Raw genomic sequence first — 10,884 nt, 5'->3', positions numbered from 1 at the left:
GTCACCACTCAGGCGCGGAGGGTGACTGTTTGATCAAATCCTCGTCCGTTCCAGCAAACCGCGGCGGCTGCGCGGACGGGTGGAGTGTGGAGGTGGTGACCGCCCAGTGGTTGGGCGGAGGGTGGTGTGGGCGGGGCCGGGTGGGATACCGTTGCCGTCGTTACTTAACCGGTTCGGCAATCAAGCCGGCGACGATCCCAGGGCAGCGGGTGAGCCGCCGGCGACGAGGAGAAACCATGGTCGCAGTGGACAACCTGTCCCTCCAGTTGTACACGGTCCGGGGCAAGCTCGAGGAGGACTTCGACGCCACCCTGGCCCACATCGCGCAGATCGGCTACACCAAGGTCGAGCCCTTCGGTGTGACGAACTTCGCGGACCGCCTGGCCGAGGCGCTGCCCAAGTACGGACTGTCGGCACCCACCACGCACGCCGGCCTGCTCCGCGACGAGAGCGGCCCGATCTACGCCGCGGCGAAGCGGCTCGGCATCACCACCGTGATCGACCCGCACACCGACCCGGCCCGCTGGCAGGCGGCCGACGACATCAAGGCCATCGCCGAGGGCCTGAACAAGGCCGCGGTCGAGGCCGCCGACCACGGCATCACGGTCGGCTACCACAACCACCAGTTCGAGCTCGAGTCGAAGATCGACGGCGTGCACGGGCTGGAGATCCTCGCGGACAACCTGTCCGACGAGGTGATCCTCGAGGTGGACACCTACTGGGCCGCCGTCGGTGGCGCCGATGTCACGGCACTGCTGGCCAAGCTCGGCGACCGGGTCAAAGCGATCCACGTCAAGGACGGCGACGGCACCCTGGACAACAAGGCCCAGGTGGCGGTCGGCGACGGCAGCATCGCGGTCCGGGAGATCCTGGCCGCCGCACCGAACGCGCTGCGGGTGGTCGAGCTCGACGACTTCACCGGCGAGATCTTCGACGCGGTGGAAGGCAGCTACAAGTTCCTCACGGGAGAGGATGCGCCTGAATGAGTGCCGTTGGCGTAGGTGTGATCGGCGCCGGAGTCATCTCGGACGCCTATATCAAGAGCATGCAGAGCTTCCCCGACCTGAAGGTGCACGCCATTGGCGACCTCCGGCCGGAGGCGGCGAAGGAGAAGGCCGAGCAGTACGGCATCGAGACCCACGGCGGTCCCGAGGCGGTCCTGAACCACCCGGACGTCGAGATCGTGGTCAACCTGACCATCCCGATCGCGCACGTCGAGGTGGCGCTGGCAGCGGTTGCCGCGGGCAAGCACGTGTGGAGCGAGAAGCCGTTCTCGCTGGACCAGGACAGTGGCCTGAAGCTGCTGGCGACGGCGCAGGACGCGGGCGTGCGGCTGGGCTGTGCACCCGACACCATCCTGGGTCCGGGCCTGCAGGAGTCTCGCCGCATCATCGAGCGCGGTGACATCGGGCAGCCGATGACCGCGCTGACCCTGATGCAGTCGCCCGGCCCGGAGTCCTGGCACCCGAACCCCGCGTTCCTGTTCCAGGAGGGCGCAGGCCCGCTGTGGGACATCGGCCCGTACTACCTGACCACGCTTGTGCAGCTGTTCGGTCCGGTCGCGGCGGTCGCCGGGCTCGGCTCGAAGTCGCGGGAGAAGCGCACGATCGGCTCCGGTCCGCTGGCCGGCACCGACTTCGACGTGACTGTGCCGACGCACGTCAGCACGATCGCGCGGTTCGAGTCGGGGCAGTCGTCGCAGAGCATCTTCAGCTTCGACTCGCCGCTGTCGCGGGGCGGGTTCGTCGAGATCACCGGCGCTGACGCGACTCTCGCCGTACCGGATCCGAACGGGTTCGACGGTGCGATCAAGGTCCGCCGTCGGGGCAGTGACGACTGGGAGACCGTCGCCGAGACGAAGGCGGTGGCGCAGCGCGGCACCGGCGTACTCGAGATGGCGCGGGCGATCCGGGCCGACCGGCCGCATCGCGCGACCGGGGCGCTGGCGTTCCACATCGTCGACGTGATGGCCTCCATCACCGAGTCGATCGACTCCGGTGCGTTCGTCGACGTGAAGAGCACGGTCGAGGTCGCGGCGATCCTGCCGGACGACTGGGACGTCACCGCGGCGACCCTGTGAGTCCGGCACAGTGACCACGATCCTTCTCGATCCCCGGCGGACCGTCGTGTTCGCCGGGGACTCGGTCACCGACTGCGGCCGCCGTACCGACCCGGCCGGGCTCGGCGGCGGCTATGTGCGCAACCTGTACGACGACCTCGGCCAACGCCGGCCGCGGATCGTCAACGTCGGCATCAGTGGCAACCGGGCCGCCGACCTCGTCGGCCGCTGGTCCGCCGATGTGCTGGCCCACGACCCCTCGCTGGTGTCGATCATGATCGGCATCAATGACACCTGGCGGCGGTACGACAAGTTCGACCCGACGACGGCCGAGTCGTTCGAGACGTCGTACCGGGCGTTGCTGGATCCGCTCACCTGCCCGGTCGTGCTGGTCGAGCCGTTCCTGATGCCGGTGAAGGACGGGCAGGAGGACTGGCGGGAGGACCTCGACCCCAAGCTCGACGTCGTCCGCAAGCTCGCCGTCGAGTACGGCGCCATCCTGGTGCCGGCCGACGTGGAGCTCAACCGCCAGGCCAGGACCGTCGGCGCGGCCACCCTGGCGCACGACGGCGTGCACCCGTCCGCCGCCGGACATCGTGCCATCGCCGACCTATGGCGCAAGACCGTCCTCGAAGACTGAGACCACCGCTCCCCATTCCCTGGAGGGCGGTTTTTCAACGGAACTAAACCGGTTCACTTTGGAGAGCTGCTGTGACATCGCTCAAGACAGTCCCGCTGACCACTGAAGGCGGCGCCGCCTGGACCGTGCGCGCGGCCGCCGGGCCGGTGCCCGAGGGGATCCGCACACCGGTCGCCGCCACAGTCCCGGGCGAGGTGCACACCGACCTCCTCGCCGCCGGACTCATCCCGGATCCGTTCGACGGTGACAACGAGGGCGAGCTGGCCTGGATCGGCCGGACCGACTGGAGCTACCGGACCACCTTCGACTGGGCGGCCGACGGCCACGCGGTCCAGGAATTGGTGGCCGACGGGCTGGACACCGCGGCGACCGTGACACTGAACGGGACCGAGCTGGGCAGGACCTGCAACCAGCACCGGGGCTACCGGTTCGACGTCACCGGACTGCTGGTGGCCGAGGGCAACGAACTGGTCATCGACTTCGCCGGGCCGGTGCGGACGGCCGAGGAGCTGGCCGAATCGCTCGGACTGTGGCCGCACACGAACCACCATCCGTACAACGCGATCCGCAAGATGGCCAGCAACTTCGGCTGGGACTGGGGACCGGATGTCGCGACGGCCGGCATCTGGCAGCCGATCAGGCTCGAGTCGTGGTCGGACGTTCGGATCGACTCGGTCCGCCCTTTGGCCGGGCTCGACGGCGACCGCGGAGTACTGACCACGCACGTCGCACTGGCCTGGGCGGACGGCGCGACCGAAGGCGCTACCGTCACCGTCGAGGTCGGTGGGACGACCGTCTCGGAGAAGGTTGCCGCTGGCACCGGAACCGTGGAGCTCACCTCGACGGTCGGGTCGGTCGACGCGTGGTGGCCGCGAGGCTACGGCAAGCAGCCGCTGTACGACGTGGCGGTGGCACTGGACGACCAGGACAGCTGGCAGGGTCGGGTCGGCTTCCGGACGATCACGCTGAACGTTGCCCCGGACAAGGACGGTGGGCCGTTCGTGCTGTCCGTGAACGACAAGCCGATCTTTGTGCGTGGCGCCAACTGGATCCCCGACGACGCTTTCGTCACCCGGCTGAACAGGGCGACGTACGAGACCAGCCTGCAGGACGCGGTGGACGCGGGTATGAACCTGCTGCGGGTCTGGGGCGGCGGGATCTACGAGAGCGAAGACTTCTACGACATCTGTGACGAGCAGGGCCTCCTGGTCTGGCAGGACTTCCTGTTCGCGTGCGCGGCATACTCCGAGGACGAGCCGATGCGCAGCGAGGTGGAGGCCGAGGCGCGGCAGGCGGTGACCCGGCTCAGCCGGCACGCCAGCCTCGCGGTGTGGAACGGCAACAACGAGAACATCTGGGGGTACGTCGAGTGGGGCTGGCGGGCGCCGCTCGCCGGGCGCGCGTGGGGTGAGGGGTACTACTTCGACCTGCTGCCCGGGATCGTCGCCGAGCTCGACCCGCGAACGCCGTACTCGCAGGGCAGCCCGTACTCGTACGACCACTTCATCCACCCGAACGACGAGCGCAACGGGACGATGCACATCTGGGACGTGTGGAACCAGGTGGACTACACGACGTACCGCAAGTACAAGCCGCGGTTCGTGTCGGAGTTCGGCTTCCAGGGGCCGCCGGCCTGGTCGACGCTGGTCTCGGTGGTGCACGACGAGCCGATGGATCCGTACGGCCGGCAGATGCTCGTGCACCAGAAGGCGTTCGAGGGCAACCTCAAGCTGGAGCGCGGACTCGGCGAGCATCTGCCGAAGTGGAAGGACATCGACGACTGGCACTGGACGACACAGCTCAACCAGGCGCGCGCGATCATCTACGGTATCGAGCACTTCCGCAGCCTGTTCCCGCTGAACACCGGCGCGATCGTGTGGCAACTGAACGACAACTGGCCGGTCGTCTCGTGGGCAGCGGTCGACGGGCACGGCATTCGCAAGCCGCTGTGGTACGCCTTGAAACGCGTGTACGCCGAACGCCTGCTGACCGTCCAGCCTCGGGACAACGAACTGGTCGTTGCCGCGCACAACGACTCCGACGTTGCGTGGAGCACCGAGGTGACGGTCACCCGCAGGTCGACCGCCGTCGGCAGCGAGGTGCTGGCGCGGGAGACGTTCGTGCTCGAGGTCGAGCCGCGGTCGGCGGCGCTCAGCTCGCTGCCCGCATCGGTCGGCGTACCGGGTGATGCTGCCGGTGAGTATCTCGAGGTGCGCGGCGGCGACGGGTCGACGGCGTACTGGTACTTCGTCGAGGACACTGCACTGCGGCTGTCCGGAGACGCGTACGCGGCCTCGGTCACCCCGACCGAGGATGGGTACGACGTGACCGTAACGGCTGCCTCACTGGCGAAGGACCTGGCTTTGTTCCCGGACCGGCTGGACCCTGCCGCCCGAGTGGACTCGTGCCTGGTCACGCTGTCCGCGGGCGAGAGCCACACCTTCCACGTGACGGGTGCGGCAGCGCCGGCGCAGGTCGGCGTACCGGTGCTGCGGTCCGCGAACGACCTGGTGAGCTGACTTACTTGACCATGGAGTGACCGGCCTGCGTGGCGTGAGCTTGTGGGCGTGCGACAGTTGATGTCGCCATGACCATCACAGACTCGCGATCACGCGGCCGGAGCCTGCGCAAGGATGCCCTGGGCCTCAGTTCGTCCACCGCGATCGGCATCGCTTCGACCGCTCCGGCGTACTCGCTGGCGGTGTCGGTCGGCCTGCTGGCCGGGTACGTCGGTGCCGCGGCACCCGTGGTCCTCGCGGTGAGCGCGATTCCGGTGTTCCTGGTCGTGCTGTGCTTCCGCGAGCTCAACCGGGCCGAGCCGGACTGCGGTACGACGTTCCCCTGGACGGAGAAGGCGTTCGGCATCGGCGTCGGGCGAATGGTCGGCTGGACCACCGTGATGGCGTGCCTGCTGGTGATGAGCAACCTCGCGCAGGTCGCTGCCATCTACACCTACCTGCTACTCGGTCTGGACGGCGCCGCCGACTCCCGCCTCGCCAAGGCCGGGCTGGGCGTCGTGTTCATCCTGCTGATGGCGGTGCTCGCCTACCGCGGTATCCGGATCGCCGCGACCACACAGTTCATCTTGTTGACGATCGAAGTACTCGCGCTGCTCTGGTTCGCCGTCAACGCCTTCATCGAGGCCGGCACGGTCAGCATCCCGGCGTTCTCGGAGACCGGCGACGGCTCCTGGGTCGCCGCGGTCCTGGTCGCGATCTTCGTCTACTGGGGCTGGGACTCCTCGTTCAGCATCAACGAGGAGACCCGCGACCCACGCCGCATCCCCGCCATCGCCGCCCTGGTCGCGAATGGCTTCCTGGTCGTCCTGTACGTCGTGGTCGCGTGGGCCGCGGTCGCGTACGCCGGGTCCGCTGCGCTCGGGGACATCGCGGACGACGACTTCTTCGCCGTACTGTCCAACGAGCTGCTCGGGACCGCCGGCGGGAAGCTCTTGGTCGCCGCGGTCCTGGTGTCGGCGCTGGCGTCGACGCAGACGACGATCCTGCCGACCGCACGGACGATGCTGTCGATGGCCCGGCGGGACGCGTTTCCGGGCCAGTTCGCCCGGATCTCCTCCCGCTACCAGACGCCGACCGTGTCGACCTGGGTGTTCGCGGGAACCAGCGTGGTCGTGTATGCGTCCCTGGTCTTGACGTCGGACGACGTACTGGCCGATTCCGTCGCTGCTGTGTCCCTGCTGGTGTCGCTGTACTACCTGGCGACAGCGGCCGCCGTACCGGTGTACTTCGCCGGGCAGTGGAGCGGGCGCATACTGCAACGGGTGGTCGTGCCGGTAGTGGCGGCCGCGTCGTTCGTGGGAGTGCTGGTGCTGTCGGTGATCGACGTTGGCGCCGGTCCTCTGATCGTTGTCGCCGTGGTGCTGGTGATCGGGGCGGCGATCATGTTCTCGATGAAGCCACCGGCCGAGGGGGAAGGCAGGCAGTGACACAACGCCAGACCAGGAGGCGGATGCGCAGCGCGGGCGTCACGCTCGGGCTCACCGCGCTGGTGGCCGCGTCGCTGACCGGATGCTCCAACAACAGCCAGCCCGACTATGCCGCGATCTGCGTCGATCCACAGACCCAGACCCGGTCCGACGACGAGAACTGTAAGGACGACCGCGAGTACCACGGCTCCGGCGCCGGATTCTTCTGGTTCTACATGGCCACCCGCGGAGGCGGCCTGGTGCCGCCGATCGGCGGCCGCTACAACGCCGGCCAGGGCACCTACACGATCCCGCGGACGGGATCGCCGACGATCAAGCGGGGCGGCGTCGACAAGAAGGGCGGCGACATCGGCACCATCACCCGCGGCGGGTTCGGCAAGTCCGGCAAGGGGAGCTCTGGCGGCTGATGTGGCGGCACCTGATCAAGCCCCGGCCCGGCTGGCAGGACACGGTGATCGAGCAGGGACTGGTCTTCCCGATGACCGACCTGCCCGACGGCAGCCAGCGCCCGTACTGGAACGAGAGCGCCTGGTACGAGGTGACGATGGACGAGGTGCTGCACCTCGAGCGCGTCACCGAGGAGCTATACGAGATGTGCAAGCACGCGGCATCGGTGATGGCGTCGGGTGACCGGTTCTCGGATGCCCAGCTCGGTCTTGCCTCGGGCACGCTCCCGCTGGTGCAGGAGTCGCTGAAGCGCGACGACCTGTCGGCGTACGCACGGTTCGATCTGGCCTGGAGCGGGGTCGAGCCGAAGATGCTCGAGATCAACGGGGACACCCCGACCGGACTGCTGGAGTCGGCGGTGATCCAGTGGAACTGGTTGGAGGACGTCTTCCCGGACGCGGACCAGTGGAACTCGGTGCACGACCGGCTGGTGAAGTGGTGGGGCGAGCAGCTGGCGGCCGGGCGATTCCCCGGCCGGGAGGCGCACTTCTTCAACTCCGGCGCGGAGACCACTGGCGAGGAGGCGATGACGGTCGCGTACCTGCGCGACACCGCCGCGATGGCCGGACTGGCGACGTACGGGCATGAGATGGAGGATGTCGGCTGGGACGAGGCGCGGCGCGCGTTCGTCGACTGGGGCGGCCGGCCGATCCGGACCGCGTTCAAGCTGTACCCGTGGGAGGACATGCTCGACGACCAGTTCGGCCGGTACATCCTGGCCGGGCTGGAAGCCGAGCCGGTGCGCTGGATCGAGCCGATCTGGAAGACGATGCTGTCCACCAAGGCGATCCTGCCGGTGCTGTGGGAGCTGTACCCGGACCACCCGAACCTGCTCCCGGCGTACTTCGGTGATCCCGGCGATCTGCTCGAGTGGGTGGCGAAACCGCTGCACGGCCGCGAGGGCAGCAACATCGTCATCCACACCATCGCCGACACCGAGGACCACGTCCACGACGGTCCGTACGACACCTCGACGATGGTCTACCAGGAGTGGCACCCGCTCCCGTCGTACGAGGGCAACCGGGCGGTGATCGGGAGCTGGATCGTCGACGGGGTCGCGGCCGGGATGATGGTGCGCGAGTCGGACGGGCCGATCACGGACTACTTCGCCCGGTTCGTCCCGCACGCGATCGGCACCAGCCCGCGACCGGACGACGAGACCGTCCAGCGCTGGCTGGCCGAGTGATCAGTCCAGGTTCACCGCGACGTACTTGATCTCCAGGTACTCGTCGATACCGACGCTGCCGCCCTCGCGGCCGAGGCCGGACTGCTTCACGCCGCCGAACGGCGCTGCGGGGTTGGACACGATGCCCTGGTTGAGCCCGATCATCCCGGTCTCGAGCTTCTCGGAGACGCGGAGCGCACGGCTGAGGTCGTTGGTGAACAGGTAGGAGACCAGCCCGTACTCCGTGTCGTTCGCCATCCGGACCGCCTCGTCCTCGGTCTCGAACGGGGTCAGTGGGGCGACCGGGCCGAAGATCTCCTCCTTCTGCAGCCGGGCGCTGTACGGTACGTCGGCCAGCACCGTCGGTTGGTAGAAGTACCCGTTGCCGTCAGCAACTGACCCGCCGGTGAGCGCCCGGGCGCCTTGAGCGATCGCGTCGTCGACCAGGTCCTTCACCTTGTCCCGCTGGGTCGCGTCGATCAGCGGGCCGACGTCGACGCCGTCCTCGGTGCCGCGACCGACCTTCAGCGCGTCCATCCGCTGGGTCAGTCGAGTGGCGAACTCGTCCATCAGCGGCGCCTGGACGTAAATCCGGTTGGCCGCCGTACAGGCCTCGCCGCCGTTGCGCATCTTGGCCAGCATCGCGCCGTCGACCGCCTTGTCCAGGTCGGCGTCGGCGAACACCAGCAGCGGCGCGTTGCCGCCGAGCTCCATGCTGGTCCGCAGTACCCGGCCGGCCGCCTGCTCGATCAGCTTCCGGCCAACCTGGGTGGAGCCGGTGAAGGACAGCTTGCGGGCGCGGCCGTCGCGGATCAGCGGCTCCATCACGCCACCGGCGTCGTGGGTGGTGATCACGTTGAGTACGCCGGCCGGCAGCCCGGCCTCGGTCATCAATTCGGCCAGCTTCAGCATCGACAGCGGCGTCTGGCTGGCGGGCTTGATCACCATCGTGCAGCCGGCCGCAACGGCCGGGCCGATCTTGCGTGCGCCCATCGCGGCCGGGAAGTTCCACGGCGTGATCAGCAGGCATGGCCCGACCGGTTGCCGCATCACCAGGAACCGGCCCTTGCCGTTCGGCGCGACCTGGTAGCCGCCCTCGATCCGGACCGCTTCCTCGGCGAACCAGCGGAAGAACTCGGCCGCGTACGCGATCTCGCCCTTCGACTCGGCGACGGGTTTGCCCATCTCGAGCGTCATCAGCAGCGCCAGCTCGTCGGCCCGCTCGGTCATCAGCTCATACGTACGCCGCAGGATTTCGCCTCGGTCCCGAGGCGGCGTGGCGGCCCACTCGGCCTGCGCGGCCACCGCGGCGTCCAGGGCAGCCAGTCCATCCGCCGGACTCGCGTCGGCGACGTCACAGATCGTCGTACCGGTGGCTGGGTCCTCGACCGGGAGGGTCTTGCCACCCTCGGCCGCCTGCCACTTACCTCCGATGAACAACTCGGTCGGACACGCCTCGACGACTTCCCGCTCCCGTGACATGAGTCTGCCTTTCGCTAGTCGGCAAGATCCAGACTAGGCGGTGGCGATGAGGGGTGGGGCGTGTCTGGGGACGGTCCGGACGGACTTGGTCAGGCCGGCGGCGATGGTCCGGAGGATGGCCGACCGGACCAGGCCGTCGAAGGCCAGCGGGACCAGCATGATCTCGTCGGCGCCGGTCTCGGCCGCGAGCGTCCCGAGCGCGGACACCACGGTCGCTCGCGAGCCGACGATGTGACCGGGGTCGTCCAGCAGCCGCTCGGCGCGGCCGCGTTCCCGTCCGGTCAGCGGTGGATCCAGCAGAGCCATCAGTTCGGCCGGCGTCGCCCGTGGCGATGCCGTCGCCAGCCGGGTCTTCACCCGGACGTAGTCGGCGAACCGGACGATGGCCGACTCCTCCGAGTCGGCAGCCACGACACCGACGGTCACAGCCATATACGGCTTCACCGTAGGCCCACTCGATTCGAAGTGATCCCGGTACGCTGCCACCGCCGCAGGAGTCGGCGCGGCAGCGGAGTGATGCGCCAGGAACACCGGCAGCCCACGTACCGCAGCCGTCGCGGCAGCACCCGGGTGGTCGGCCAGCACGAACACAGGAGGCGGCAGACCGGCCAGCGACAGCCGTACGTCGCCTACAGGTGCGCGGCCGGGCAGTCCGTCGCGCAGGAACCCGCAGAGCTCGTCCAGCCGCTGCGGGAAGGCATCACGGGCACTGCCGCCGAGTGCGGCCGCCGTACTGGGCACAAGGCCGAACTGCTGGCCGACGCCGAGATCGATGCGACTCGGGTACGCCGCTGCCAACGCGGCGAACTGTTCGGCCACGACCAGCGGCTGATGGTTCGTGAGCAGGACTCCACCGGCGCCGAGCCGGATCCGGTCCGTCCGTGCGGCCAGGACTGCCGCGAGTACCGCCGGTGCCGCGCTGCCGACGCCCCGGACGCCGTGCTGCTCCCCCACCCAGAACCGGCGATACCCGAGGTCATCGGCAGCCTGTGCCACCTCCGCGGTCTCCCGGAGTGCGGCCGCAGCCGACTGACCGGGCAGCTGCGGTACGACGTCCAGCACCGAATGGGCTGAGACGGGCAGTCCGGGAGTGACAGGGGCAAGCACCTGTTCACCGTGGCAGCGCCGGCCCGATCGCACATGGG

Annotated in this window: 9 protein-coding genes; 7 read left to right on the top strand and 2 right to left on the bottom strand. The window is 68.8% G+C overall.

All coding sequences use genetic code 11. From position 1 onward, the window contains the following. Positions 1-236 precede the first annotated feature (236 nt). From OG817_RS41070 to OG817_RS41040, 7 genes are all read left to right on the top strand, one after another. Positions 237-986, top strand: a complete 750-nt coding sequence (locus tag OG817_RS41070) for a sugar phosphate isomerase/epimerase family protein (RefSeq protein ID WP_406050387.1) — start codon at positions 237-239, stop codon at positions 984-986. Beyond that, positions 983-2,080 carry a Gfo/Idh/MocA family protein gene (locus tag OG817_RS41065; RefSeq protein ID WP_396392679.1) on the top strand — a complete coding sequence of 366 codons (1,098 nt, stop codon included), beginning with the start codon at positions 983-985 and terminating at the stop codon, positions 2,078-2,080. The genes OG817_RS41070 and OG817_RS41065 overlap by 4 nt, the downstream gene beginning before the upstream one ends. A gap of 10 nt (positions 2,081-2,090) precedes the next feature. Then, entirely contained in the window at positions 2,091-2,699 is a 609-nt protein-coding gene (locus OG817_RS41060) for an SGNH/GDSL hydrolase family protein (RefSeq protein ID WP_406050386.1), read from the top strand. A 71-nt stretch (positions 2,700-2,770) separates the two neighbouring features. Beyond that, positions 2,771-5,218, top strand: a complete 2,448-nt coding sequence (locus tag OG817_RS41055; protein WP_406050385.1) for a glycoside hydrolase family 2 protein — start codon at positions 2,771-2,773, stop codon at positions 5,216-5,218. A 68-nt stretch (positions 5,219-5,286) separates the two neighbouring features. After that, a complete protein-coding gene (locus OG817_RS41050) occupies positions 5,287-6,645 on the top strand; it encodes an APC family permease (protein ID WP_406050384.1) in 1,359 nt (452 codons plus the stop codon). A gap of 23 nt (positions 6,646-6,668) precedes the next feature. Continuing rightward, positions 6,669-7,052: a hypothetical protein gene (locus tag OG817_RS41045; protein ID WP_396392683.1), complete on the top strand. Its 384-nt coding sequence runs from the start codon at positions 6,669-6,671 to the stop codon at positions 7,050-7,052. Continuing rightward, positions 7,052-8,278, top strand: coding sequence for a glutathionylspermidine synthase family protein (locus OG817_RS41040; RefSeq protein WP_406050383.1), 1,227 nt, complete (start codon positions 7,052-7,054; stop codon positions 8,276-8,278). Before OG817_RS41045 ends, OG817_RS41040 begins: the two co-directional genes overlap by 1 nt. On the opposite strand, the gene OG817_RS41035 is transcribed toward OG817_RS41040, so the two are convergent. Next, the gene (locus tag OG817_RS41035; RefSeq protein WP_406050381.1) at positions 8,279-9,739 is read right to left on the bottom strand and encodes an NAD-dependent succinate-semialdehyde dehydrogenase; all 1,461 of its coding nucleotides are present in this window, start codon (positions 9,737-9,739) and stop codon (positions 8,279-8,281) included. It abuts the gene before it with no gap. 33 nt (positions 9,740-9,772) lie between these two features. Continuing rightward, a complete protein-coding gene (locus OG817_RS41030; protein ID WP_396392686.1) occupies positions 9,773-10,846 on the bottom strand; it encodes an MsnO8 family LLM class oxidoreductase in 1,074 nt (357 codons plus the stop codon). Positions 10,847-10,884 lie beyond the last annotated feature (38 nt).

Origin of the sequence: Kribbella sp. NBC_00889 (genome assembly GCF_045207705.1) — a bacterium.
GTDB lineage: Bacteria > Actinomycetota > Actinomycetes > Propionibacteriales > Kribbellaceae > Kribbella.
This window is presented reverse-complemented; position numbering and strand designations above follow the sequence as displayed.

Coding starts and splice junctions, on each gene's coding strand:
- OG817_RS41070 (WP_406050387.1), top strand. CDS start 237: ATGGTCGCAGTGGACAACCTGTCCCTCCAGTTGTACACGGTCCGGGGC.
- OG817_RS41065 (WP_396392679.1), top strand. CDS start 983: ATGAGTGCCGTTGGCGTAGGTGTGATCGGCGCCGGAGTCATCTCGGAC.
- OG817_RS41050 (WP_406050384.1), top strand. CDS start 5,287: ATGACCATCACAGACTCGCGATCACGCGGCCGGAGCCTGCGCAAGGAT.
- OG817_RS41045 (WP_396392683.1), top strand. CDS start 6,669: ATGCGCAGCGCGGGCGTCACGCTCGGGCTCACCGCGCTGGTGGCCGCG.
- OG817_RS41040 (WP_406050383.1), top strand. CDS start 7,052: ATGTGGCGGCACCTGATCAAGCCCCGGCCCGGCTGGCAGGACACGGTG.
- OG817_RS41035 (WP_406050381.1), bottom strand. CDS start 9,739: ATGTCACGGGAGCGGGAAGTCGTCGAGGCGTGTCCGACCGAGTTGTTC.